Source organism: Halobaculum halobium (genome assembly GCF_030127145.1).
Classification (GTDB): Archaea; Halobacteriota; Halobacteria; order Halobacteriales; family Haloferacaceae; genus Halobaculum; species Halobaculum halobium.
In genome coordinates this window covers 981390-1004854 of record NZ_CP126158.1, presented here as the reverse complement: position 1 = coordinate 1004854, position 23465 = coordinate 981390, and the positions used below count along the sequence as shown (strand labels likewise).

Here is a 23465-nt window from a genome sequence, read left to right as displayed (position 1 = left end):
TCCGGGTCAGCCGTTTCGTCCGCCGTACCGCTCTCTCGTCGCTACTCGCACCCGCGTCGGCGCCGTGGCGTTCCCCGCGGAGACGTTGCCCGTCACCTCGCCCGCGAGCGCGAACACGGCCCGGCCGTCGCGCACGAACGTCAGGCCGCCGGCGGCGACCGTCTCGTTCTCGCCGGGGATCGGCGCGCGAACGCTCCGGTTCCCGTCCTCGACGAGCAGCTCGAAGCCGGCGTCCGTGGGAGCGACCGAGACGTTGCGCCCCCCGATCTGCGGCTCCGCGGTCGACGCGTTCGAGCGGAACGCGAGCGTCGTCTCGTTGCCGTGAGCCAGCGTCACCCGGTAGGCGGGTCCGTCGCCGCCGACGGTCGTCCAGCCGCGGCGGGTGACGGTGACCACCTCGCGCCAGCCGACGCCGCCGACGACCACTCGCTGGCGCCCCGAGAAGGCGAGCCTGCCCTTCGAGACGGCGGTCGTCCAGACGCCGCGGTCGGGGTTGCGAACGACGACCCCGGAGGTGGTGACGCTCGTCGTCTCGCCGAACGCGTCCACGTCGATCACCGACACCATCCCGTTTTCGACGTTCTCCGCGTACGTGACGCTGTAGCCGCGGACCTCGACCGGGTCGCCCGGAAGCGGCTCGTCGTCGACGGCGACGAGGTTCACGAACACGGCCGGCCCCGACAGCGCCGCGAGGACGACGAGCAGGGCGGCGACCGACCCCCGGCGGGGCGTGAGACCGCGTAACGCCTCTCGGACGGTGTCTGCGGACGGCGCCCTCCGGTCGACGGCCAGCGCCGCCACGAACACCGCGAGCAGCGCCACCGCCGCGAGGCCGATCGCGCGAAACAGGACGTACGTCTCGCCGCCGCGGTACCAGTACACCGCCCACAGCGACTGTTCTACGCCGACGAGCAGCGCCCCCAACGCGAGCCGTCGCGGCCGCGGAAGATCGTCGCCGCGAGCGGCCGCCAGCCACGCCGCCGCGAGCACGCCGACGAGCAGCCCGAGCGCGTGCCCCTGGATGGCGATGTCGGCCCACCACGGGGAGATGTACGCCGGGCGTCCGCTGGCCTCGACGACCGGCGAGGAGAGCGCGCGGTAGGCCGTCGAGAGCAGCCCTGACGCCGAGAGCGCGACGACCGTCCCGAGCGGGTAGTACACCAGCGCGGCGCCGACGAACGCGAAGACGACGCCGGAGAAGCCGATCACGGGGCCGAGCGCGAACGCGCCCGAGACGAACCCGACGGCGACCGTCGCCGCGGGGAACAGCACGAACGCGCGGACGTAGGGGGTGTCGCGAGCCGACCCGAACGAGGACGACCCGCGTTCGCGCGGGAAGTGCCCGACGGCGTACTCGACCAGCGGTGCGACCGCGAGCGTCCCGAAGAGGTTTCCGAGCAGGTGGCCCGGTCCGGAGTGCGCGAACCCCGAGACGGCCACGCCCAGCGGGGCGAAGTACGACCACGCGCGAAACGGGACGACGACGGGACGGTACCAGTGATCCCACCCGCCCTGCACGAATAGATACACCGCGAGCACGAGCGCCGCGACGGTGAGGGTGCCCCACGGGACGCCGAGGATCAGTCGACGCCGGAGGACTGCGGCGCGGTCGCCGCCGGCAAGGCGGTCCAGCGCGACCGTCGCGACGACCGCGAGGATCGCGGCGACGACGACCGCCGCGCGGGAGCCGAGCGCGAGGTCGAAATTCACACCGGGAGTCCGCACCCGCCGCACTTCACCGTGCCGCTCCGGGGGGTCGCTCGTCGTCGGGGTCGGCCCCTGGGATCACAGCGTCCGCAGTTCCGTCTGCGGCGGCACCACCCACTCCGCGCCCGCCTCGGTGACGCGGACCATCTCTTCTTGTCCGACGTACCCCCACTCGGTCGCGACGCCCAGCTCCATCGTGTACACCTCCCCCGGGCGCACCTCGTGGCGCGGCGCCTCCCCGTAGCGCTCCCACTCCGGCCCGAGCAGGGTCCCCCGTCGTGGGCCGCGCGCCCGACCTGGTGGCCGAAGGCGTGCTCGAAGGCCGGCCACTCCCGGGAAGTGAGCGCCTCGCGCGCGGCGGCGTCGACCTCGTGGCCGACCGCACCCGGCCCGAGCGCGTCGTGCCCGGCGTCGATGGCGGCGCGCACGTCGCGGAACGCCTCGCGGAGACCGGCGCTCGCCTCCCCGCGGACCCAGAGTCGCTGGATGTCCGAGGCGTAGCCGTCGCGTCTGATCCCGAAGTCGACGTGCAGCAGTTCCCCCTGGTCGACGGTGTGCTCGCCCGGCAGGGTGTGGCCGACCTCGCGGTCGCCCATGTGGACGGTCGGGCAGTAGTCCCACGCCCACGCGGAGTCGAGTCCGCGCTCGGCCATTCGCTCGTGGAGGAACTCGGCGAACTCCCGTTCGGTCGTTTCCGGCGTCCACGTCGCCGTCGCGGTCTGGAGCAGTTCCTCGGTCTCGGCGGCGGCCGCCCGGACGCGCTCGTACTCGGTCTCGGATTTCTCCCCGCGCAGTCGCCGGATCAAGTCGCTCGCGCTCGTGAACTCGCGGTCGGGGAGGTAGTCTCGCAGTTGGAGAAAGAGCCCGTGCGAGAGCCCGTCGGCGACCACGTCGTCGCGGTCGTAGTTGAGCGCGACGCGCTCGGCGTCCATCCCGTCGAGCACGTCGCGCAGCGCCCCGGCGATCGACTCATCGTACGCGCGCACCTCGTGGACCCCCAGATCGCGGGCCGTCGGCGCGTCGTGGCGCCCGAGCACGACCGCCGACGACGCCGGGCCGACGACGACCGCAGTGGGCCACACAACGTCGAAGCCGAGCAGGTACGGGAAACACGGCTCCGGGCTCACGTCCGTCTCGCGGCCGATCGACAGCCACGCGTCCGCGTCCTCGCTGGCAGCGACCGCCTCCCGCGCGGCCGCGACCTTCTCCTCGACGACCGCCGTGTCGACTCCTCGACCTCGCCTGCGTCGCTCATGGTCGACGCACGCGGGCGGAGGTGTTAGTGGTTCGGCAGGCGGGTGGCCAGACCGCGATCTGAGGCCGCGCGGGGGCGGTCGCCGCCGACCGCGGTCAGTCGTCGCCGTGGCTCGCGGGTCGTTCCTCCCCGCTCGCGTATCCGAGACGCTCGCTCCGTTCGCGTCTCGCGCCTGCTCACGGCTCGCGCCGTTCGCCGAACCGAGGCCTCGCTACCGCTCGGGCTCGCGCTCCAACTCGTCCATGATCGGCCGCACCTTCGGCTGGAGCTCGTCCCACTCGTCGGCGGGGTCGGAGTCGCCGACGATGCCGTTGCCGGCGAACAGCGTCGCCTCGCGGCCGCCGGCGACGCCCGACCGGATGCCGACCGCGAACTCGCCGTCGCCGGCGGCGTCGAACCAGCCGACCGGCGACGCGTACCATCCCCGGTCCCACGTCTCCGTCTCGCGGATCGTCTCCAGCGCCAGATCGAGCGGGAGCCCGCCGACCGCGGGTGTGGGGTGGAGCGCCTCGACGAGTTCGAGGACGTGTGTGTCGCCGTCGAGAACGGCGGTGATCGGCGTCTGGAGGTGCTGGATGTTGGTGAGCTTGCGGACGCCCTGCTCGCCCTCCCCGACGGTGCCGAACGCGTCCAGTTGCTCGCAGATCGTGTCGACGACGAGCCGCTGTTCGTGCTGGAGCTTGTCCGATTCGAGCAGCGAGCGCGCGTGCTCGGCGTCCGCCTCGGGCGTGTCGCCGCGCGGCATCGACCCCGCGAGGGCCTCCGTCTCGACCACCTCGCCGTCGCGGCGGACCAGCCGTTCCGGCGGCGGACCGAAGAACCCCTTCTCGCCGGTCGGCTGGATCAGGAACCGGTAGCACTCGGGATAGGTTCGCCGGAGGCGACCCAGCGTGTCGGGGATGTCGATCCCGTCGCCGAGGTCGACGCGCAGCGCCGTCGCCAGCACCGCCTTCCGGAGGTCGCCGCCGCGGATGCGGTCGATCACGCTCGCCACCTGGGCGGTCCACTCGTCGCGGTCGACGAGCCACGCCGTGCCGACGACGCCCGGCTTCTCGCCGCGGGCGCGCATCATCGGGAGGTCGTCGAGGCGGTCGCGGGCGACCGCCAGCGCGTCCTCGACGCCGTCGGCGTCCGCATCGGGTCCGTACTGCGTCACGGTGAGGTACGTGCCGTCGTCGACGCGGGTGAGCTGGACGGCCGGGAGCGTGAACGCCGCGGCGGGAAAGCCCGCCCAGACGCCCTCGGGGTCGTGGTCCGGACCGAACGAGAGGCCGCCGAAGACGCGCGGGCGCGTCGCCGCCGGCCCCTCGTGGTCGACGGACGAAAACAGCGTCTCGGCGTCGTTCCGCAGGGACGCGAAGCGGTTGGGGGCGTCGGCGGTGAGCCGAGCGGCCGCGCCGCCGCCGACCACTTCGAGCCCGTCTGGGGCCGCCCAGTGGATCCGGTGGCGGTCCCCGGCCGCGAGGAACGACCCGAAAGAGATGTCCGACACCTCGCAGCTCCGGCTCACCAGCGCCGCGTCCGCGTCGGGCGCGAGCGCGGCGCCGACCTCGCCGTCCGGCGGGTTCATTAGCCGTGATTGGGGCGGGCCGCTCTTTACGCCGTTGGTTCTGGAGGGTCCCGCCGGCACCGCCGCCGTCGCGACGCCGACCGAAGACCGCCCACGGCTCGCTCCGCCTCGCTCTAGCTGTACCGCTCTTCCTCCCACGGATTCGCGGTGTCGGAGTACCCTCGCTTCTCCCAGTACCCGCGCTCGGACTCGGTGAGGAACTCGACGCCGGTCACCCACTTGGCGCCCTTGTACGCGTACTTGTGCGGCGTGACGACCCGCAACGGTCCCCCGTGATCGTCCGGCAGTCGCTCGCCGTCGTAGTCGTAGGCGAACAGCACTTCCTCGCGGTCGCACTCGGCCAGCGGGAGGTCGGTCGTGTAGCCGTCGAGCGCGTGGAACATGACCCACTCGGCGTCGTCGCGGACGCCGGCGAGTTCGGCCAACTGCGGGAACGTGACGCCGGTGAACTCGCAGTCGAACTTCGACCAGCCGGTGACGCAGTGGAAGTCCTGCCGTTGCGTCTCGGCGGGGAGGTCGCGAAACTCGTCGTACGTGAACGTCAGGTCCTCGTCGACGGCGCCCCACACCTCGAAGCGCCAGTCGTCGCGGTGCCAGTCGGGCGTCCCCGACTTCGACAGCACCGGGAACCGGTCGGTCTTCCGCTGCCCAGGCGGGAGCCGCTCGTCGGAGAACTCCTCGAAGAGGTCCGTGTAGTCGGTGACCTCGCTGCTCATACGTCGAACAGCCGCCGCGCTCACCTGAGGCTGTCGGCTCCGGGCGACCGGATCGGCGGCCCGCGCGGACGCGACTCGCGGGTTGCGAGCGTCCCGGATTCGACAAAGATACCTTTCACAAACGTAAACTGTTCCGCGCAGGCTCAAAACATCCCTTTCTACAGACGCAAGCATCCCCCGCTGGTTTTAAATACTACGTCCGTCAAGCCCCGCGTAGATGCCGAAAGTCGAGATCACGGTCCCGGAGCACCTCGAGATGCAGATCGCCCAGATGGTCGAACAGGGTGAGTTCGTCAACCGCGAAGAAGCGATCGAGGAGTTGATCTCAACCGGGATGAAGGCGTACAAGACGAGCGGTCCGCAGGACAACGAGACGGAGCCGGGGTTCGAAGACGACGGGATGATGGGACACGAGGACGAGTACGTGTTCTGAGCGGGCCGTCCGTCGAACGGCAGATTTCGGTCCTCCACGATCCAGACTCCCTCCTCCGCCGATATTCTCTCCCCGCCGAGCGGTCGATCCGGCGCCTGCGTTTCGGGACGTGTGCGTCGCGACGGATACCTCACGACGGTGGCCTCGCGTTCGCACCGAACGTGGCCGCGATACCGCCGAGCGTGCGACTACCCCACGAACAACGCTTAACTCACACAGTAGCCAATCCACGCCCATGCACAAGGACGAACTCCTCGAACTCCACGAACAGATGGTCACCATCATGGAGCACTTCTCCGAGCGCGAGGAGGTCGACGAGGCGCTGTTCGAGCCGTACCACGAGCTGAGCGTCGACCCCTCGCACGTCCACAAGTCCAAGAGCGAGCACAAACACGCCGTGTTCGTGCTCGGCAACGCCCTCGCGACCGCCATGACCGACGACGAGTTCTCCAACGCCGGGCGCGTCGGCAAGCGCATGGAGGAACTCGCGGACGACGCCGAGTCCAAGCTCTGATGGCGCCCTCGGCAGGCGACCGACCGGACGCCGCGGCGGCGAGCGACGGCGGACTCCCGCTCGCCGACCGGCCGGCCGAGTCGCTGACGCGGACTCCCGCGGGCGCCCGCCGGCTCCGACGTGCCAGACGCGTCGCACACCTGCTCGACGACGCGATCCGGCTGCCCGTCGTCCGCTACCGCGTCGGCGTCGACGCGCTCGCGGGCGTGGTCCCCGTGCTCGGTGACCTCCTTGCGACGCTGCTCGCGCTCCTCGTCGTCTGGGAGGCGTTCCGGCTCGGCGCCCGAAAGCGAACGCTCGCGCGGATGCTCCTGTACGTCGGGCTCGACCTCCTCGTCGGCTCGGTCCCGATCGTCGGCGACGCCCTCGACGCGGTCGTGAAGCTCAATCGCCACAACGTCCGGCTGCTCGAACGGGAGTTGGAACGCGAGTCCTGACTCCGCCCGCTCGGGTGCGGTCCCCGACTGTCGGGCACGCTACCCAGTCCACTCCTCGAAGTCCCGGTACACGCCCTTCGAGAGGTATCGCTCGCTGGAGTCGCAAAACACCGTGACGACCGTCTCGTGAGGGACGTCGACGGCGCCGTCGCGGATCTCCTCGGCGACCTCGATCGCCGCCAGCGAGTTCGCGGCCGCGCTGGAGGCGACTAACTGCCCCTCCTCGCGCGCTAACCGAGCCATCTCCGCGTGGACCGCACGGTCGGAGACGGTCTTGAGGTCGTCGAGCTTCTCCGGATCGACCAGCTCGTTCGTCGACACGTCGTGGGTGCCGATCCCCTCGGTCTTGTACTCGCCCTCCTCGGCGTCCTCGCCGAACAGATCGCCGTACGTCGACCCCTCCGGCTGGACGCCGACGATCCGCGCGTCCGACCCCCGCTCGCGGGCGTAGTCGGCCATCCCCATCAGGGTCCCACCGGTCCCCATCCCGGCGACGATAGCGCCGACCTCGCCGTCGAGCGCGTCGAACACTTCGGGTGCGGTCGTCGCGTAGTGCGCCTCGGCGTTGAGCGGGTTGGCGAACTGCTGGGGAACGACCGCGTCGTCGAGTTCCTCGGCGAGTTCGTGTGCGCGCTCGATCGCGCCCCCCATGCCGTCCTCGGTCGGCGTGTTGACGACCTCGGCGCCGAGCGCGCGCATGAGCTGCTGTTTCTCCACGCTGAAGCGCTCGGGCACAACGAACACGGCGTTCACGTCGAGCTGGCCCGCCGCGACCGCAAAGCCGATGCCGGTGTTGCCCGCTGTCGGCTCGATGACGGTGCCGCCGGGGGAGATCGTTTCCTCCTCCAGCATCCGTTCGAGCATGTACGCGCCGATCCGGTCTTTCACTGACGCGCCGGGGTTGAACGACTCCAGCTTGGCGTACACCGGGACCCCGTCGGGCGCGGCGTGGACCCGGACGAGCGGCGTCTCCCCGATCGTCTCCAGCACGGAGTCGAGGGGTTCGCGGTGGGCGGTCATAGGCTGGCAACGATTGCCGACGAACACGTATCTTTCTATCGAGTCTGGCCCCGTTGGGGCGGGTTCCTCAGGCGCCCGTGGCGCTGTCGTCGCCGTCGACGGCACCAGTGTCGTCGCCGTCGGCGTTCGCGTCACCGTCGGTGCCCACGGTGTCGGCGTCTTCCGCGCCGGCCTCGTCCGGCGTGTCCGCCTCGTCCGATACCTCCGTGAGTACCGCGTCCACGTCGACGTCCTGCGCCTCCGCGATCGCCTCGACGATCGCGCGCTGTTCGGCGAGGTCGCGTTCGAGCGTCTTCACTCGCTCTTCGGTGGTTTGGACGGCTCCCTGCATCGCCTCGACGCGCTCGCGGATCTCGTTGACCTTGGCGTACAGCTTCTCGGCGAGGTCGGCGACCGTCTGGAGCTTCTTGGCCGTGCTTCCGAATCCCATATCGGGGGCTGTCGCGCGGGGCCCCTGTGCGTTGCGGTCCGCGGTTGCGACGCCGTGGGATTTACCACCCTGAGTCCGTACCTCGGGCCGTGTACAGACGAACGGTCCTCGCGGCCGCGCCGGCGGCGCTCGCCGGCTGCGGGCTCGCGCCCTCCCCGCCCTCCACGGACGGTTACCCCGAGACGCCGCCGAACGCCTTCTTCGAAGTCGACTGGGACCCCGACGACGACGCGTACGTCGTCGAGTTCGCCCGGGGGAACCGACTCACCGCCGACAACACCGGTGGGCTCGTCGTCGTGGTCTCCCCGGAAGAGGGGAGCGCGTCGAGCGACTGTGGGTCGGCGACTCGGACGCCGACCCAGGCGGCGGCGACTTCGGCGACCCCCTGGCCGCGTTCCCGCTGACGCCGGGCGCGCGGCTCCGGGTTCCCGTCGATTCCCCCGGAACCCTCCGGATCGTGTGGACGGACCCGGAGGCCGATAGCTCGCGGGCCGCCGGCCGATGGCGGATCGAGAGCCAGCCGACTTCGGGCCGGGCAACTGGGACGGCGGATACGGAGACAGTGGCCGCGGAAACGACGGCTGCGGGGAACCGGTGAATCGACGGCGCTTCCTCTCGGGCGTCGGCGCGGCCGCGGCGACGGCGACGGGCTACGGCGCCGCCCGCGTCGCCGACGTTCGGCCGTACGACCCGGGACCGCCCGACGGCGACCTCGGCGCCGACCCGACCCCGCGCGAGCGCGTCCTCGCGGCCGTCCGCCACCTGTTCGAGGCAGACCATCGGTCGGTGACGCGCGTCGCGATGGCCTCCGATTGGACAGGGGAGGCGCCGTATCCGTTGACGCGCCACCGCGAACTCCACGAGCACTCGCGTCGGCGACACACTCACGCGCTCACCACGTTCGGGAACGGGGTAGTGCGCCTCGACCGCGAGCGCGACGGCGTCGATTCGCGGACGCTCACCCCGTACGCGACGATCAACGCGTACATCCACTTCGTCGACGCCACCCTCGCCGACCCGGCCACGCTGCCCGAGCGGTTCGTGTTCCACGCGGACGACGGGCGGCTGTCGTACGACCGCGACGCGCCCCCGCAGGCCGTCGGCGACCCCGTGACGGTCGACGGCGGCTACGCCGGAACGGCACCGGTGTCCGACTTCGACCGCCCGCTGTTCGGCGAGCCGATCCGTCCGCATCGGGCGTCGTGGGCCGAACACGACCGCGACGGCGCGACCGTCACGTACCGGCTGTCCGGCGCCGAGGCGTACGCACAGGCGGTGCCGCTGCCGTTCGTCCCCGTCGAGGCGATCCACGACGACGCGGCGGTTCGGGCGACGCTCGACCGCGACACCGGCCGCCTCCTGCGCGTCATCGACGACCGCCACCTCGACGTGGACGTCGGCGTCGACCGTCGCGACGTGCGAACCGTCCGGCTGCGCCTCGTCACCGAGATCGACCGCTACGGCGACGCCGCCGCGCCCCGTCCGGACGGCGAGTACGGCGCCAGTCCGCGGGGATCGTTCCTCGGCGGGCCCGCCCTCCGCGACCGGCTCGCGGCGCTCGCGTTCGACCTGCGGACGTACTGACATGCTCGTCGGGCGACGGCCGCGAGAGACGACAGTCGAGTCCCGACAGCGACCAGAAGGCTCCGTCCCCTCGCCCGATCTGAGAAGACGTTAAGTGACAGGCAGCGAAGGTCGGACTATCATGCCATCCGACACCACGCCGGTGACGGACCTCGCGAACACGGCGGTGTTCACGGCGGACGGCGCGCGCGTCGGCCGAGTGACCGACGTGCTCGTCGACCTCGAGTCGGGCGGCTCGGTCGCGCTCGCGCTCTCGGATGTCGCCGAGGAGACCGTGGGCGGGCTGCCGAGCGCCGCCGCGGGCGTACGCGTCCCGTACCGCCTCGTCCGGGGCGTCGGCGACGCGATCGTCCTCCGGAGCGCCGCGCGCGAGGCGGCGCTTCCGCTCCCGGGCGCACGCGGCGACGGACGCGCGCCCGACACCGACCCAGGCGACCGCGACGACCCCCCCGCTCGCGGGGACGCGTCGGCCGACGAAGACCCGATCGTCTGAGGCGGCGCGCTTTTGACGGGTCCGACCGACGTGCGGACGATGAGCGCCAGCGACGCCCCGAAATTCCTCCTGACGAACGACGACGGCATCGAGAGCCCGGGCGTTCGAGCCCTGTACGACGCGCTCTCGACGATCGGCGAGGTCGTCGCGGTCGCGCCCGCAGACGACCAATCGGCCGTCGGCCGCAAACTCTCGCGGCGCGTCGAGGTCCGCGAGCACGAACTGGGCTACGCCATCGCGGGCACGCCGGCCGACTGCACGGTCGCCGGGCTGGAGTCGCTGTGCCCGGACGTGGACATGGTCGTCGCCGGGTGCAACAAGGGCGCCAACATCGGCGCGTACGTCCTCGGCCGCTCGGGCACCGTCTCGGCGGCGGTCGAGGCGGCGTTCTTCGGCGTGCCCGCGATCGCCGTCTCGCTGTACGTCCCCGGCGGCAGCGGCGACGACTGGCGAAGGAAGGCCTCGGACCTGGCGGACTACCGGGGGGCGGCGGCCGTCACGCGCTACCTCGCCGACCGCGCTCCCGACGCCGGCGTGTTCGAGGAGGCGGACTACCTGAACGTGAACGCGCCGTGGACGCCGGAGGGCGCTGCGACTGGCATGGAGGTCACCCGTCCCTCGACGCTGTACGACATGACCGCCGAGCGCGACGGCGACCACGTGGACCTGATCGACCGCACGTGGGACCGGATGCAGTCGGGCGACATCCCCGACCCGGTCGGCACCGACCGGCGCGCCGTCGTCGAGGGCCGCATCTCCGTGTCGCCGCTGACGGCGCCGCACACGACCCGCCACCACGAGGCGCTCGACGCCATCGCGGACCGCTACGACCCGGCGTCGGCCCCCGCCGCGACCGACGACTGAGCCGCGCCGTCTCCTCTCCTCGCATCTCGGCTCACCTCGTCACATCGCATCTCCACCCGTCTCGATTCGTCCCCAGCCGGCGGCGTCGCTGCCCGGGATATACACGTTTATACGGCGTTCGGTCCCACTCCCGCGCATGAATCCGCTTCCGCTTGCCGCCGAATCCGGGTCCGAGGTCGCGCTCCCGACGACGCTGACCGCGTCGGTCGTGCTGGTCGTGAGTATCGTGGTCGTCGCCGTTTGGCTCGCGTACCTCTACCGCTAAGCTGAGCCGAATCCGACCCAGTAGCGCCGCCCCGACGCGTCGCGTCGCGACCGTGACGGCATCGGCAACTCCGCGATCCGGAGACTCTCGCCTCTCACTCAGTCCTCGGCCGCCGGCGGCGACTCCGCCGTCTCGACGCGCTCGCGGAACCAGTCGGCGGCGTCGGTGACGAGCGCCTCGTCGGTGCCCGTGAACTTCACCCGGACTGTGTCGCCGGGGTAGGAGCCGACCGCGACGTCGTACCGCTCGCGCACCGTCGCGAGCCGGTCGAGCAGACGCGATTCGGGTTCATCGGTCTCGACGACGGCCGTGTGCGGTTCGTCGCCGGTGAACTCCGCGGCCACCGACTCGAACATCGGTTTCATCTCGACGGGAACGCCGGGGAACACGTACACCGAATCGATCACACAGCCCGGCGCGACGCCCTCCTCGTTGTGGATGACGCGTGCGCCCGCCGGGAGGTGCGTGGTCCCTTCAGTGAGGTCCTCGGCCGCGTAGCCGCCGTGCTCGGTGAGGTACGCGAGGGCCTCGTCGTTGGCCGCGAGGTCGGCGCCGACGGCGGCGGCGACGCCGTCCATCGTCACGTCGTCGTGCGTCGGACCGACGCCGCCGGTGACCAGCACCGCGTCGTAGGCGTCGCGGTACTCCCCGACGACGCCCGCGATGTCGTCGACGCGGTCGGGGACGGTCGTCACGCGCTCGACGGCGACGCCGCTGGCGGTGAGCCGTTCGCTGAGCCACGAGGCGTTCGTGTTCGCGGTGTCGCCCGCGAGGAGTTCGTCGCCGACGGTGACGAGTGCGACCTTCATCGGGCGTGGAGAGGTCGCTCGCGGGGATAAGTTCGGCGGCGAACGTCCCGCGAGGGAGGGAGGAACCGGGGCGCGAGGGGCGTCGCGGCGTTCGCCGGCGACGCCGTTCGATCGGCTGGCGACTCAGAGGTAGCCCGCGTTGGGGATGACGCCCAGCAGCGACAGCACCGCGATGACGAGCATCGCGATGGCGATCGCCATCGCGGGCGGGTCCACGTGGGTACCGGAGTGGGCGTACAGCAGCCGCTGGGTCACTTCTCCCAGCAGTCCGCTGATGATGCCGAAGGCCCCCGCGGCCAGCAGCGCGACGACGCTCCCGGCGATGGGGTCGACGACGACCGCGCCGACGGCGCCGATGAGCGTGATGTGGTGGGTGACCGGGATCTTCTCGACGCCCAACTGGAGGAACAGCAGACTGATCGCCGAGATGCCGTAGCCGAGGAAGATGCTCCCCGTCTGAATCCAGATGTACCCGCCGAGGATGCCGCCCACGAGGCCGATCGTCGCGACGCCCGCCCACTTGTACTGGTGGGGTAGCCACGGTTCGGTGGCGAGCCGCCCCGCGTGCTCTTCGGGGATCTCGCCGCCGTCGGCGGCGGCGCGTGGCTCCTCCCGCTCGAACGGCGACATGTCGAGCAGGCCCCCGCCAGCGGCCTTGCCGACCAGCGGGTAGCCGAACGCGACGCGGGCGATCAGCGCCGTGAGTACGACCGACAGCGCGATCGTGTCCGTGGGAGTCCCAATCGCGGCGCCGATCTGGTTGATGAACATCCCGAGTACGCCGAAGACGGCGCCGACCGCGAGGATGTCAGGTTTGGTGCCGAACGCGTACAGGATGTTCTTCCCGAAGTGGTAGTCCCACCCCTCGGGCTCCATCTCGGGGTACTTCTTGCCCGCGTACGCGGAGGCGGCGACGCCGCCGGCGAAGGCGATGTGCGGTCCAGTGACGGCGCCGAAGCCGATCACCCCGGTCACTCCGGCCGCGAGCTCGCCCCCGTTGACACCGGGGAGTGTGCCGATCTCCCGCTGGAGGATCGCGAGCCCCTCACCCAGGAAGACGACGAAGCCCGTGAAGATGAACGCTGGCAGCGCGCCGATGGCGGCGCCGAACGCACCGCCCGCGAGCGCCGTGATGAGCAGCAACACGAACGGTTCCCACTCCATTCCGAGGAGGGGAACCTGGAGTAGCAGGTCGTGCATGCACGATCAGTCCTCCGTGGCCCAGTTCAGCGAGCGTTCGACGGCGTCTCCCCACCGGTCGTACATCGCGTCGGCGTCCGCCCCCTCCATCTCGGGGGTGAACTCCCGATCGACCTGCCAGTTCTGCCGCAGGTCGTCGACGGAGTCCCAGTACCCGACGGCGAGGCCGGCGGCGTACGCCGAGCCGAGCGCCGTGGTCTCGTCGACCTCGGGGCGCGCGATCTCGGTCTGAATGATGTCCGACTGGAGTTGGCACAGGAAGTCGTTCTTGACCGCGCCGCCGTCCACCCGAAGCGAGGTGGTCTCGACGCCGGAGTCGGCCTCCATCGCCTCGGCAACGTCACGCGTCTGGTAGGCGATCGCCTCCAGCGTCGCCCGGACGATGTGGCCCTTGCGGGTCCCGCGGGTCATCCCGACGATGGTGCCGCGGGCGCGACCGTCCCAGTGCGGGGCGCCCAGCCCCGTGAACGCCGGGACCATGTAGACGCCGTCGGTCGAGTCCACCGACCGCGCGAGCTCCGCTGTCTGGGCGGCGTTGTTGATGAGGTCGACGTCCTCGAGCCACTCGATGGCGGCGCCGGTGACGAAGATCGACCCCTCCAGCGCGTACTGGACGGGTTCGCCCGACAGCTGGAAGCCGATCGTCGTGAGGAGCCCGTGGTCGGACTCGACCGCCTCGGTGCCGGTGTTCATCAGGTAGAACGACCCGGTGCCGTAGGTGTTCTTCGCGTCGCCCTCGTCGAAGCACGTCTGGCCGAACATCGCGGCCTGCTGGTCGCCCAGTGCGCCCGCGACGGGGACCTCGGCGCCGAGGAAGCCGTCGGCGTCCGTGTGTCCGTAGTAGGACTCGTCGGACGACGGTCGGACCTCCGGCACCATCGACTCGGGCACGTCGAACTCCGCGAGCAGTTCGTCGTCCCACGCCAGATCGCGGATGTTGTACAGCATCGTCCGCGAGGCGTTCGAGACGTCGGTGATGTGGTTGCCCGTCAGGTTGTAGATGAGCCAGCTGTCGATCGTGCCCATCAGCAGCTCTCCCGCCTCGGCGCGCTTGCGGAGGCCGCCCCCGCGAGACGACTGCAGCTTCAGCGGCTCGGCGTTGTCGAGGATCCACTCTGTCTTGGTCGCCGAGAAGTACGCGTCCGCTTCGAGGCCCGTCTTGCCGCGGATCCACTCGACCTTGTCCTCGGCCTGCAGCTCTTCGACGCGGTCGGTGGTGCGGCGATCCTGCCAGACGAGCGCGTTGTGGACGGGTCGGCCACTGTCGGCGTCCCATACGACGGTCGTCTCGCGCTGGTTGGTGATCCCGAGCGCCTCCAGCTGGCTCGCCTCCAGCCCCGCGTCGGCGAGCCCCGCCGTGACGACCGCCTTCGTGTTCTCCCAGATCTCCGTCGGGTCGTGCTCGACCCACCCCGGCTCCGGATAGATCTGCTCGTGTTTCTCGTAGGCGTTGGCGACCACCTGTCCGGCGTGATCGAACACCATGAATCGCGTCCCTGTCGTTCCCTGATCGATCGCGCCGACGTACGTGTCTGGCATGTATGGGTATCCTCCGTGCGGAGTCCCGCTCCGGCGGGACGCCGATACCAAGTGATATATAGTGAACGATTATAAACGTTACTGGTACTAACCAAGCACCAGTAAACATAGTGTGTCGGCCCGGCTGACCGAGAACCGGGCCGATTAGAACCCCACCCGACTAACGGTCGGCAACGAGCGCCTCCGGGCGCACACCACCACCCAGAACCCACGAGATATGAACATCGAGGACCGAATCGCCCGCCGTCAACGCACCGGCGACCGCAACAGGTTCGTGCTCGACGAGCAACAGTTGAGCCCGATCTGGCACCCGGAGGAACCGATCGGCCGAGGACCGCTCATCGAGCGGTTGCTCGACCACTTCGACCCCGTCTTCGACGGACGGGCCCCGCCGAACGGATACCTCCACGGGCCCGGCGGCACGGGGAAGTCCGCCGTGACGGTCGCCCTCGCACAGCGGCTGTCGGCGTCGCTCTCCCCGCCGCGCGACGCTGTCTTCACCACGACGCGCGGCGGGAGCGCACCCGACGTCTCGTTCGTCCGCGTCGACCTGCGGGCCGACGACTCGGCGTTCGAGTTCGCCCACGCGGTGTTGGACGCGCTCGTCGCCGAGTCGGTTCCGCGCCGCGGCGTCGGCACCGACGAGCTCCACGAGCGACTGGAGCGGTGCGTCCGCGGCGCCGGCCCGGTCGTGGTCGTGGCCGACCACGTCGGCGAGCCCGAGACGGTGGACGTGGCGACGGTCGCCGACCGCCTCGACGGCGTCGACGGCGCGTTCGCGTGGCTCGCCATCGGGCGGGCCGAGCCCGAGGAAGTCGGCGTTCCGGCCGACGCCGACGTGATCGACGTGGACCCGTACTCCCGCGCGGCACTCACTGACGTCCTCGCGGCGCGGGCCGACGCCGGACTCGGGCAGGGCGCGCTCGCGCACTCAGCGATCCGCCGGCTCGCGGAGTGGGCGGAGGGCGACGCCGGGGTCGCGCTCTCGGCGCTGTTAGGCGCCGTCGAGTCCGCGTCCGAGGACGGCGACCCCGCTGTCGACGACGCGGACGTGGAGGCGGGGATGGCCGCCGTCCCGTGGCCGTGCGTCCCGCTGGGGCGGGTGTTCGCACTCCCGGATAACCGGGTTCGGACGCTGGCGTGCCTCGTCGACCTCCCGCCCGACGAGCGCGCGCCGGTCGGCGAGTGCGCCGTACGGATCGCCGACCGCCTCGACCTGACGGCCGCAACCGTCGAACGGTTCCTCTACGAACTCGCCGAGACCGGCGTCGTCGAGCGCGTCCGGGTCGATGACGCCGGGGTCCGGGTCGCCCCCGAGCCGGGTCGATCCGCGGTTCCCCACGCTCGCGTTCGGGCGGCTGGTCCGGCGCCGAACCGAGCGGGCGTCCGCGTGAGCGCGCCGTCGGGTATATCTCTACGATCACTACCGAGTAACCGATAACATAATGGTCTGCCCGACCGTGAGACGTGATAACGGGGAGAGATATGAGCGAACGGACCGAGGTGCTCGTCGTCGGGGGCGGGTCGACCGGCTGCGGCGTGGCGCGCGATCTAGCCACTCGCGGGGTCGACGTGACGCTCGTCGAGCAGGGCAACCTCACACACGGAACGACGGGGCGGATGCACGGGCTGCTCCACAGCGGCGGCCGCTACGCCGTTTCGGACCAGGCCAGCGCCCGTGAGTGTATCGAGGAGAACCGGGTGTTGCGCGACATCGCGAGCCACTGCGTCGAGCTGACGGGCGGATTGTTCGTGAAGCGTCCGGAGGACACCGAGGAGTACTTCCAAGAAAAGCTGGAGGGCTGTCGCGAGTGCGGTATCCCCGCGGAGGTCCTCACCGCCGAGGATGCGCGGGAGGTCGAGCCGTTCCTCGCGGGCGACATCGACAAGGCGATCCGGGTGCCGGACGGCGCGGTCGACCCGTTCCGCCTGTGCGTCGCCAACGCGGCCGACGCGCATGCACACGGCGCGCGCATCGAGACCTTCTCGCCGGTCACCGACGTGCTCGTGGAGGACGGCGAGGTGGCGGGCGTCGAGGTGACCCACGAGTCTGGCGCGGGCAAGCGCGTCCACGGTCGCGAGGGCGGCACCGAGGAGATCTACGCCGACCACGTGGTCAACGCGACGGGCGCGTGGGCGGGCAGAGTCGGCGACATGGCCGGCGTGACCGTCGAGGTCCGGCCGAGCAAGGGCGTGATGACGGTGATGAACGTCCGCGAGGTCGACACGGTGATCAACCGCTGCAAGCCGAAGGGCGACGCCGACATCGTCGTGCCCCACGAGACGACCTGCATCCTCGGGACGACCGACGAGGAGGTTGAGGACCCCGAGGACTACCCGGAGGAGGCGTGGGAAGTCGACCTGATGATCGAGGAGCTGTCGGAGCTCGTCCCGATGCTGACGGACGCCCGGACGATCCGCTCGTACTGGGGCGTCCGCCCGCTGTACGAGCCGCCGGGCACCGGCACCGAGGACCCTACCGACATAACGCGCGACTTCTTCCTGCTGGATCACGACGAGCGCGACGGCCTGCCGGGGATGACCTCCATCGTCGGCGGGAAGTTCACCACCTACCGGCTGATGGCCGAGCAGATCTCCGATCACGTCTGCGACGTGCTCGGCGTCGACGCCGAGTGCACGACCGCCGAGGAGCCGCTCCCCGGGAGCGAGGACTTCTCGGTGCTGCGCGATTACATGGACGAGTTCGGCCTGCGATCGCCGGTCGGTCGCCGGAGCGTCCAGCGACTCGGAAGCCGGGCCGACGAGGTGTTGGACACCGACCGGCCGAACCCCGTCGTCTGCCAGTGCGAGGCGGTCACCCGCGCGGAGCTACAGGACGCAATCTCCCAATCGGGAACGGACCTGAACGCGGTACGTCTGCGGACCCGCGCGTCGATGGGGAACTGCCAGGGCGGCTTTTGCGCCCACCGGATGGCGAACGAACTCCACGACGCAGCGGAGGCGTTCGACCGCGACACCGTCGACGCCGCGCTCGACGAGTTGTGGCAGGAGCGATGGAAGGGCCAGCGCCACGCCCTGTGGGGCGAACAGCTCTCGCAGGCGATGCTCAACCACCTGCTGCACGCCACGACCATGAACCGCGACGGCGCCGCTCCCGAGGAGTTCTCGGCGTTCGACGCGGGCGGTCCGAACGCGGCGGCGGACGACTCCGGCGGACCGACCGGACCGGCGGCCGCGGACGGCGGTGCGCCCGCCGGCGACGACGCCCCCGGGGGTGACCGCGGTGGCGATTGAGGCGGACGTGGTCGTCGTGGGTGGCGGGCTCGCCGGCGCGACGGCGGCGCTGTCGGCCGCCCGCGACGGCGCGCACGTCCACCTGATCTCCGCCAACGAGAGCACGCTCCGGCAGGCGAGCGGGCTGATCGACGCGCTCGGTTACCCGAACCCGGACGGCGACGACGCTGACGACGCCGGGACCGACGCGGCGCCCGGACCGCTCGCGGATCCGTTCGCGGGGATCGACGACCTCCCTGCCGACCACCCGTACCGGATCGTCGGGGCGGACGCGCTCCGCGCGGGGCTGGCGCTGTTCGACGACGCCGTCGGCGACCTGTACCGCGGCGGCCACACCGACCGAAACGCGCTCGTGGCGACGACCTCGGGGCGGGCGAAGCCGACCGCCCGCTACCCCCGGAGCATGGCCCCCGGTCTCGTCAGCGACGACCGCGCGACCCTGCTGGTCGGCTTCGAGGCGGCGACGGACTTCGACGCGCCGCTTGCGGCCGACCGCCTCGCGGCGGTCGGCGTCCCCTTCGACGTGGACGGGGTCACCGTCGAGTTCCCCGGGGAGTACCGCGCTGACGCCGCGGTGACGCGGCTGGCGCACGCCCTGGAACGCGATGAAGACGCGGGCGAGGGACGGACGAGTCGCCAACGGCTCGCCGACCGCGTGCGCCCCCACCTCGGCGACGCCGAGCGCGTCGGGTTCCCGGCGATGCTTGGCGACTCGCAGGTCGAGGCGGTGCGGGCGGACCTCTCCGAGCGCCTCGGCGCCGAGGTGTTCGAGATCCCCACCGGACCGCCGAGCCTCCCGGGGATCAGGCTGGCGGACCGGCTGTTCGACGCGCTCGACGAGGCGGGCGTCTCGATGACGACCGGGACCCCGGTCGTGGACCACGAGACGGACGGCGACGGCGACATCGTCCGCGTCTACATCGACCGCAACGGGGCGGAGATCCCGTACCGCGCCGACGCCTACGTGCTCGCGACGGGCGGGCTGGTCGGCAAGGGCGTGGACTCGGACCGCGATGGGCCGGTCGAGGCGGTGTTCGGCTGTCACGTCCCCGCACCCGACGACCGGATGGCGTGGTCCGAGGAGGGCGCGTTCGCCGACCACGCGTTCGCGCGCTTCGGGGTCGAGCCCGACGACCGACTGCGGCCGGTGGGGAGCGACGGGTCGCCGGAGTTCGGGAACCTGTTCGCCGCCGGCGGCGTCGTCGGCGGCGCGGACGTAGCGCGCGAGAAATCGGCCAGCGGCGTCTCGCTGGCCACGGGGCTGGTTGCGGGACGGTCCGCGGCGGAGGAGGGGTGACCGATAATGCACGACACTCACGACACACACGGTGACTGCGGCTGTGACGGCGACGAGGCGGAACCATCCGCGGCGACCGGAGAGGGCGCCGTCGCCGACGGCGGGACCGCTGCTGCTCCCGACAGCGACGCCGCCACGGACGGCGGAACGGCCACGGAGACGGGCGGCGACTTCGAGCCCGTCGACGTGTTCGAGGGCTCGGAGATGGACCTCCGGCCGGGCGCCGACTCCTGCTACAAATGCACGTCCTGTGACACCTCCTGCCCGGTCGCGGAGGTCGATGACTCGTTCCCCGGGCCGAAGTTCCAGGGCCCCGAGCAGTGGCGACTCAAGCGCAAGGAGGACACGGAGGTCGACGACTCGATCACGGGCTGTTCGAACTGCATGCGCTGTGACAGCGCGTGCCCCTCGGACGTGCCGCTGTCACAGATGCACAACACCGCCCGCGGCGAGTACGTCGACAACCAGATGGACAAACTCTCGCGGGAGTACCTCCGCAACCGCATCCTCGCGAACTACGGCACCCTCGCCGGCATCGGGTCGAAGGTGCCGCGCCTCACGAACGCGATCATGGGCAACTCGCTGGTCCAGAAAGTCAACGAGAAGCTCCTCGGGATCACCGCCGAGCGCGACTTCCCGGAGTTCGCCGACCAGACGTTCCGGAGTTGGTGGAAGCAGCGCGGCGGCCCGAAGGTGGAAAGCGAGGACAAGCGGATCGCGTACTTCCACGGCGACTACGCCAACTACAATACCGTCGAGGTGGCGAAGGCGCTCGTCCGCGTGTACGAGGCGTTCGGCTACGAGATCCTCGTCCCCGACCAGCGCTGTTCGGGCACGCCGATGTTCGCCAACGGGATGCTCGACGACGCGCGCCGGTCGGCCGCGGTCAACGTCGAGAACCTCGGCGACGCCGTCGAGCAGGGGTACGACGTGGTCGCCTCCTGCACCTCCTGCTCGATGGCGCTCCGACAGGAGTACCCCGAACTGTTCGACTTCGAGGGGACCGAGAGGGTCGCGGCCAACACCTACGACGCGCTTGAGTACCTCCTCATCAACGAGAACGTGATCGACCCGATCCGCGCGGTCGACGGCGACCAACTCGACCTCCCGGACTTCGCGTACCACGCGCCGTGCCACTCCCGGAACCAGGGGCTCGACCGGCAGGCGGTGGAGCTGTTCCGCCACCTCGACGGCGTGAACGTGGAGGACGTCGGCGACTCCTGCTCGGGCATCTCGGGCACCTACGGGTGGAAAGAAGAGAAGTACGACTACTCGATGGAGATCGGCGAGGAGATGTTCGAGCACATGGAACACGCCGAGGGCGAGACGGGCATGACCGAGTGCCCCACCTGCTCGATGCAGATGGAACACGGCACGGGCTACGAGATCGACCACCCGCTGCAGGTGCTGGAGGCGGCGCTGGTCGACACGGACGTGGAGATCTGACGGACCCGGGGAACGGAGAGCGGGCGCGTCGCCGTCGCGGTCAGTCGTCGGACGCGGTGGCGCCCGCGGTGGTGCCGCGACCGTCGTCGCGACCGTCCCAGTCGAACTTGCGCTGGAAGTATAGCGCGACGTTGACCAGCGCGAGCAGCACCGGCACCTCGATGAGCGGGCCGACGACCGTCGCGAACGCGACACCCGAGCCGACGCCGAAGACGGCGACTGCGACGGCGATGGCCAGCTCGAAGTTGTTCGAGGCGGCGGTGAACCCGATCGCGGTCGTCGTCGAGTAGTCTGCGCCGATGCCGCGACCCATCCCGAAGCTGACGAGGAACATGACGACGAAGTAAATCGTCAGCGGCACCGCGATCAGGAGCACGTCGCCGGGGGCTGCGACGATGTTGCCGCCCTGCGTGGCGAACATCACGATCACCGTGAACAGCAGTGCGACGAGCGTCACCGGGTCGACGCGTGAAACGAACTCCTCCTCGTACCACGCTTCGCTTTTGACGCGAGTGCCGACGTAGCGGCTCAGGAACCCCGCGGCGAAGGGCACCCCCAGGAAGACGACGATCGCCTCGATCACCTGTACCGGAGTGACGTCGAACGTCGTGATCCCGTCGACGAGCGACTCCATCCCGAGCATCGAGGGAAGCACCAGTGCGAAGAACCAGACGTACACCCCGTAGGTGAGGATCTGGAACAGGCTGTTGAACGCGACCAGCCCGGTGACGTACTCGGTTGAGCCCTCCGCGAGTTCGTTCCACACGAGCACCATCGCGATACACCGGGCCATCCCGATGAACACGAGTCCAAGGAAGTACTCGGGACGCGCCGGGAGGCCGGGGACGACCCCACCGAAGAAGACGACCGCAAGCCCGAACATCAGCGTCGGGCCGATGAGCCAGTTCTGGACGAGGCTCAGGCTGAGCACGCGCCAGTTGCTGAAGACGGTCCGCAGCCGCGAGTAGTCGGCCTTCGCCAGCGGCGGATACATCATCGCGATCAGTCCGATCTCGACGAGGTGGAGGTCCTGAATCGGCCCCGTCACCGACGGCGCGACGAACCCGAGGCCGACGCCGATCGCCATCGCCCCGAAGATCCAGACGGTGAGGTACTTGTCGAGGAAGTCCATCGACCGCGGGTCGCCGCAGGCCTCGCAGCCGCAGCTCGGCCCGTGTTCGTGGGCGTTGCCGTCGGCGTTACTCATCGCGCACGCTCCCGCCAAGAACCGTCACCAGCGCCACCGCGCGGTTGGTCGCGCGGTACTTCTTCCACCGGCCGTCCTTGCGCCCCTCGACGAGCCCGGCGTCGACGAGCGCCGAGAGGGCGTGACTGAGGCCGCTCTCGCTCACGTCGACGACCGCGTTCAGTTCACAGACGCACAGCTCCTCGTGCGCGGCAACGAGGACGCGCACGAGGCTGTAGCGCGTCTCGTTCGCCAGCGCCGAGAGGACGTCCAGTTCGGTCTCGACTTGCGAGTTCTCGAGTGCGGCCTCGAGGGTCCCGAGTTCGTCGAGCCGACGCTCGACGTCCTCGCTGCGACACTCCCCGAGTTCGTCGTCGAGATATCGGCGAAGTCGTTCGGTGGCTTGTGCCATCGAACAACGATTGAAAATACATTCAATTAGTTGTTTCGCTACGGATCGGGAACCGGGACGGATGCCGGCCCAATAAGCGGCTACAGTCGGGTGAAAATTCGATGGCTGTTCCGGACGGCTGGGCGGAACACACTTTCGTTTGATTGCCAACGCATCGAATCGGACTGTGACCGAGTCAGTCGTCCGTCACGACCGGTCGACGGGTGGAACGGGTCCGGGAGTCCGAGAACGGTCGGAGACCTCCGCTTCCTGCAGCGCATCCGCTCGGGAGCCGTCCGCGTCGTACGCGGCGTAGGTACTCTCACCGGACTGCGTACTCGTGATCGAGTAGACGCCACCCTTCGACCGCGCGTCGGCGTAGAGTCCCTCCTCAACCGTTTCGTCGTCCGCAACCGTCTCGTTCGACGTGATCGCGAACAGCGCGTCGAACGGCTTCCCGAGGTACTCGGTGAGTCCGGTCATGTTCTCTACCAATTGATTGAAAACACAATCAATTATGAGTTCTGAACCCGGATCGGACAGATCCCGTTTTGGCCGCCTACATCCATACATAATGTATTTTGACAGAGGATGCCGGCCAGAGATAGTCGTCTTTTGATTGAGTGATAGCAAAATTGGCTTATCCGTCCGCACCGGTCGCGTTCGCCGACGGGTCGCCCTCGTATTCTCCGAACACCTCGTCGAACAGCGTGACGACCCGCGATCCGATCTCGTCGCGGATCGCGGCCACCTCCTCGGGCGACTTCCCGTCGGGATCGGCGAGCGCCCAGTCGCGCGCCTCCACCGCGTCCGCGAGCGACAGCGTCGAACAGCCCATCGTCGCGACGTAGTCGCAATCGTTCAGTTCCTCGTCACTTACGGCCTGGGGGGTCCGGTCGGACATGTCGGTCCCGAGTTCGGCCATCGCGTCGACGACTTCGTCGTGGACGTGGTCCGCGGGGTGAGTGCCGCCGGTGAGGAGCTCAACGCGGCCCTCCAGCCCGCGACGTTCGACCTCGCGCTGGGCGAATGCGTACGACATCTGCGAGCGCCC

Annotated in this window: 25 protein-coding genes; 12 read left to right on the top strand and 13 right to left on the bottom strand. The window is 70.2% G+C overall.

Going from position 1 to position 23465, the window contains the following annotated elements; genetic code table 11:
- Positions 1-6: 6 nt before the first annotated feature.
- The 4 genes from P0Y41_RS05330 to P0Y41_RS05315 all read right to left on the bottom strand — a co-directional run bounded on the left by P0Y41_RS05330 (position 7) and on the right by P0Y41_RS05315 (position 5248).
- Positions 7-1710: a rhomboid family intramembrane serine protease gene (locus P0Y41_RS05330; protein ID WP_284062933.1), complete on the bottom strand. Its 1704-nt coding sequence runs from the start codon at positions 1708-1710 to the stop codon at positions 7-9.
- Positions 1707-2834: a M24 family metallopeptidase gene (locus P0Y41_RS05325; RefSeq protein WP_284062932.1), complete on the bottom strand. Its 1128-nt coding sequence runs from the start codon at positions 2832-2834 to the stop codon at positions 1707-1709. Before P0Y41_RS05325 ends, P0Y41_RS05330 begins: the two co-directional genes overlap by 4 nt.
- 339 nt (positions 2835-3173) lie before the next feature.
- The gene (locus P0Y41_RS05320) at positions 3174-4532 is read right to left on the bottom strand and encodes an isochorismate synthase (protein ID WP_284062931.1); all 1359 of its coding nucleotides are present in this window, start codon (positions 4530-4532) and stop codon (positions 3174-3176) included.
- A gap of 113 nt (positions 4533-4645) precedes the next feature.
- Positions 4646-5248: a sulfite oxidase-like oxidoreductase gene (locus P0Y41_RS05315; RefSeq protein ID WP_284062930.1), complete on the bottom strand. Its 603-nt coding sequence runs from the start codon at positions 5246-5248 to the stop codon at positions 4646-4648.
- Positions 5249-5465: 217 nt separating this feature from the next.
- On the opposite strand from P0Y41_RS05315, the gene P0Y41_RS05310 reads away from it, so the two are divergent.
- The 3 genes from P0Y41_RS05310 (at position 5466) to P0Y41_RS05300 (ending at position 6632) form a co-directional block, all read left to right on the top strand.
- Complete coding sequence (locus P0Y41_RS05310) at positions 5466-5681, top strand: ribbon-helix-helix domain-containing protein (protein ID WP_284062929.1); 216 nt, start codon at positions 5466-5468, stop codon at positions 5679-5681.
- Positions 5682-5916: 235 nt separating this feature from the next.
- The gene (locus tag P0Y41_RS05305; protein WP_284062928.1) at positions 5917-6195 is read left to right on the top strand and encodes a UPF0058 family protein; all 279 of its coding nucleotides are present in this window, start codon (positions 5917-5919) and stop codon (positions 6193-6195) included.
- Entirely contained in the window at positions 6195-6632 is a 438-nt protein-coding gene (locus P0Y41_RS05300; protein WP_284062927.1) for a DUF4112 domain-containing protein, read from the top strand. The genes P0Y41_RS05305 and P0Y41_RS05300 overlap by 1 nt, the downstream gene beginning before the upstream one ends.
- 39 nt (positions 6633-6671) lie before the next feature.
- On the opposite strand, the gene P0Y41_RS05295 is transcribed toward P0Y41_RS05300, so the two are convergent.
- Positions 6672-7652 carry a PLP-dependent cysteine synthase family protein gene (locus P0Y41_RS05295; RefSeq protein WP_284062926.1) on the bottom strand — a complete coding sequence of 327 codons (981 nt, stop codon included), beginning with the start codon at positions 7650-7652 and terminating at the stop codon, positions 6672-6674.
- Between the two features lie 67 nt (positions 7653-7719).
- A complete protein-coding gene (locus P0Y41_RS05290) occupies positions 7720-8082 on the bottom strand; it encodes a DUF5798 family protein (protein ID WP_284062925.1) in 363 nt (120 codons plus the stop codon).
- A gap of 89 nt (positions 8083-8171) precedes the next feature.
- Here P0Y41_RS05290 and P0Y41_RS05285 point away from each other — a divergent pair, with 89 nt between their 5' ends.
- The 5 genes from P0Y41_RS05285 (at position 8172) to P0Y41_RS05265 (ending at position 11288) form a co-directional block, all read left to right on the top strand.
- Positions 8172-8486, top strand: a complete 315-nt coding sequence (locus P0Y41_RS05285; protein ID WP_284062924.1) for a hypothetical protein — start codon at positions 8172-8174, stop codon at positions 8484-8486.
- Positions 8487-8583: 97 nt separating this feature from the next.
- Positions 8584-9666, top strand: a complete 1083-nt coding sequence (locus tag P0Y41_RS05280) for a hypothetical protein (protein WP_284062923.1) — start codon at positions 8584-8586, stop codon at positions 9664-9666.
- A gap of 121 nt (positions 9667-9787) precedes the next feature.
- Complete coding sequence (locus P0Y41_RS05275) at positions 9788-10159, top strand: PRC-barrel domain-containing protein (RefSeq protein WP_284062922.1); 372 nt, start codon at positions 9788-9790, stop codon at positions 10157-10159.
- Between the two features lie 39 nt (positions 10160-10198).
- On the top strand, positions 10199-11023 hold the full coding sequence (gene surE, locus P0Y41_RS05270) for a 5'/3'-nucleotidase SurE (protein WP_284062921.1): 825 nt from the start codon (positions 10199-10201) through the stop codon (positions 11021-11023).
- A gap of 136 nt (positions 11024-11159) precedes the next feature.
- Positions 11160-11288, top strand: coding sequence for a hypothetical protein (locus P0Y41_RS05265; RefSeq protein WP_284062920.1), 129 nt, complete (start codon positions 11160-11162; stop codon positions 11286-11288).
- A gap of 98 nt (positions 11289-11386) precedes the next feature.
- Here the strand turns inward: P0Y41_RS05265 and P0Y41_RS05260 are convergent, their stop codons facing one another.
- The 3 genes from P0Y41_RS05260 to glpK form a co-directional block, all read right to left on the bottom strand.
- A complete protein-coding gene (locus P0Y41_RS05260; protein WP_284062919.1) occupies positions 11387-12097 on the bottom strand; it encodes a competence/damage-inducible protein A in 711 nt (236 codons plus the stop codon).
- Between the two features lie 123 nt (positions 12098-12220).
- The gene (locus P0Y41_RS05255) at positions 12221-13297 is read right to left on the bottom strand and encodes a DUF7973 family transport facilitator (RefSeq protein ID WP_284062918.1); all 1077 of its coding nucleotides are present in this window, start codon (positions 13295-13297) and stop codon (positions 12221-12223) included.
- A gap of 6 nt (positions 13298-13303) precedes the next feature.
- The gene (glpK, locus tag P0Y41_RS05250) at positions 13304-14836 is read right to left on the bottom strand and encodes a glycerol kinase GlpK (protein ID WP_284062917.1); all 1533 of its coding nucleotides are present in this window, start codon (positions 14834-14836) and stop codon (positions 13304-13306) included.
- Positions 14837-15053: 217 nt separating this feature from the next.
- On the opposite strand from glpK, the gene P0Y41_RS05245 reads away from it, so the two are divergent.
- The 4 genes from P0Y41_RS05245 to P0Y41_RS05230 are packed head-to-tail and all read left to right on the top strand — an operon-like array spanning position 15054 to position 20834.
- Positions 15054-16277 (top strand): Cdc6/Cdc18 family protein, encoded by a 1224-nt coding sequence (locus P0Y41_RS05245; RefSeq protein WP_284062916.1) that lies wholly within the window; start codon positions 15054-15056, stop codon positions 16275-16277.
- 44 nt (positions 16278-16321) lie between these two features.
- Entirely contained in the window at positions 16322-18091 is a 1770-nt protein-coding gene (glpA, locus tag P0Y41_RS05240; RefSeq protein WP_284062915.1) for an anaerobic glycerol-3-phosphate dehydrogenase subunit GlpA, read from the top strand.
- A complete protein-coding gene (gene glpB / locus P0Y41_RS05235) occupies positions 18081-19388 on the top strand; it encodes a glycerol-3-phosphate dehydrogenase subunit GlpB (RefSeq protein ID WP_284062914.1) in 1308 nt (435 codons plus the stop codon). Before glpA ends, glpB begins: the two co-directional genes overlap by 11 nt.
- A gap of 6 nt (positions 19389-19394) precedes the next feature.
- Positions 19395-20834 carry an anaerobic glycerol-3-phosphate dehydrogenase subunit C gene (locus tag P0Y41_RS05230; protein ID WP_390214901.1) on the top strand — a complete coding sequence of 480 codons (1440 nt, stop codon included), beginning with the start codon at positions 19395-19397 and terminating at the stop codon, positions 20832-20834.
- A 40-nt stretch (positions 20835-20874) separates the two neighbouring features.
- On the opposite strand, the gene arsB is transcribed toward P0Y41_RS05230, so the two are convergent.
- The 4 genes from arsB to P0Y41_RS05210 form a co-directional block, all read right to left on the bottom strand.
- Positions 20875-22041, bottom strand: coding sequence for an ACR3 family arsenite efflux transporter (gene arsB / locus P0Y41_RS05225; RefSeq protein ID WP_284062913.1), 1167 nt, complete (start codon positions 22039-22041; stop codon positions 20875-20877).
- Positions 22034-22432, bottom strand: coding sequence for an ArsR/SmtB family transcription factor (locus P0Y41_RS05220; protein WP_284062912.1), 399 nt, complete (start codon positions 22430-22432; stop codon positions 22034-22036). Before P0Y41_RS05220 ends, arsB begins: the two co-directional genes overlap by 8 nt.
- Positions 22433-22618: 186 nt before the next feature.
- A complete protein-coding gene (locus tag P0Y41_RS05215) occupies positions 22619-22894 on the bottom strand; it encodes a hypothetical protein (protein WP_284062911.1) in 276 nt (91 codons plus the stop codon).
- A gap of 157 nt (positions 22895-23051) precedes the next feature.
- Positions 23052-23453, bottom strand: a complete 402-nt coding sequence (locus P0Y41_RS05210) for an arsenate reductase/protein-tyrosine-phosphatase family protein (RefSeq protein WP_284063348.1) — start codon at positions 23451-23453, stop codon at positions 23052-23054.
- Between the last annotated feature and the right edge of the window lie 12 nt (positions 23454-23465).

Coding starts and splice junctions, on each gene's coding strand:
- glpA (WP_284062915.1), top strand. CDS start 16,322: ATGAGCGAACGGACCGAGGTGCTCGTCGTCGGGGGCGGGTCGACCGGC.
- P0Y41_RS05215 (WP_284062911.1), bottom strand. CDS start 22,894: ATGACCGGACTCACCGAGTACCTCGGGAAGCCGTTCGACGCGCTGTTC.
- P0Y41_RS05280 (WP_284062923.1), top strand. CDS start 8,584: ATGGCGGATCGAGAGCCAGCCGACTTCGGGCCGGGCAACTGGGACGGC.
- P0Y41_RS05230 (WP_390214901.1), top strand. CDS start 19,395: ATGCACGACACTCACGACACACACGGTGACTGCGGCTGTGACGGCGAC.
- P0Y41_RS05305 (WP_284062928.1), top strand. CDS start 5,917: ATGCACAAGGACGAACTCCTCGAACTCCACGAACAGATGGTCACCATC.
- P0Y41_RS05290 (WP_284062925.1), bottom strand. CDS start 8,082: ATGGGATTCGGAAGCACGGCCAAGAAGCTCCAGACGGTCGCCGACCTC.
- P0Y41_RS05265 (WP_284062920.1), top strand. CDS start 11,160: ATGAATCCGCTTCCGCTTGCCGCCGAATCCGGGTCCGAGGTCGCGCTC.
- P0Y41_RS05245 (WP_284062916.1), top strand. CDS start 15,054: ATGAACATCGAGGACCGAATCGCCCGCCGTCAACGCACCGGCGACCGC.
- P0Y41_RS05255 (WP_284062918.1), bottom strand. CDS start 13,297: ATGCACGACCTGCTACTCCAGGTTCCCCTCCTCGGAATGGAGTGGGAA.
- P0Y41_RS05320 (WP_284062931.1), bottom strand. CDS start 4,532: ATGAACCCGCCGGACGGCGAGGTCGGCGCCGCGCTCGCGCCCGACGCG.
- glpK (WP_284062917.1), bottom strand. CDS start 14,836: ATGCCAGACACGTACGTCGGCGCGATCGATCAGGGAACGACAGGGACG.
- P0Y41_RS05315 (WP_284062930.1), bottom strand. CDS start 5,248: ATGAGCAGCGAGGTCACCGACTACACGGACCTCTTCGAGGAGTTCTCC.
- P0Y41_RS05295 (WP_284062926.1), bottom strand. CDS start 7,652: ATGACCGCCCACCGCGAACCCCTCGACTCCGTGCTGGAGACGATCGGG.
- arsB (WP_284062913.1), bottom strand. CDS start 22,041: ATGAGTAACGCCGACGGCAACGCCCACGAACACGGGCCGAGCTGCGGC.
- P0Y41_RS05300 (WP_284062927.1), top strand. CDS start 6,195: ATGGCGCCCTCGGCAGGCGACCGACCGGACGCCGCGGCGGCGAGCGAC.
- P0Y41_RS05210 (WP_284063348.1), bottom strand. CDS start 23,453: ATGTCGTACGCATTCGCCCAGCGCGAGGTCGAACGTCGCGGGCTGGAG.
- P0Y41_RS05275 (WP_284062922.1), top strand. CDS start 9,788: ATGCCATCCGACACCACGCCGGTGACGGACCTCGCGAACACGGCGGTG.
- P0Y41_RS05310 (WP_284062929.1), top strand. CDS start 5,466: ATGCCGAAAGTCGAGATCACGGTCCCGGAGCACCTCGAGATGCAGATC.
- surE (WP_284062921.1), top strand. CDS start 10,199: ATGAGCGCCAGCGACGCCCCGAAATTCCTCCTGACGAACGACGACGGC.
- P0Y41_RS05220 (WP_284062912.1), bottom strand. CDS start 22,432: ATGGCACAAGCCACCGAACGACTTCGCCGATATCTCGACGACGAACTC.
- P0Y41_RS05260 (WP_284062919.1), bottom strand. CDS start 12,097: ATGAAGGTCGCACTCGTCACCGTCGGCGACGAACTCCTCGCGGGCGAC.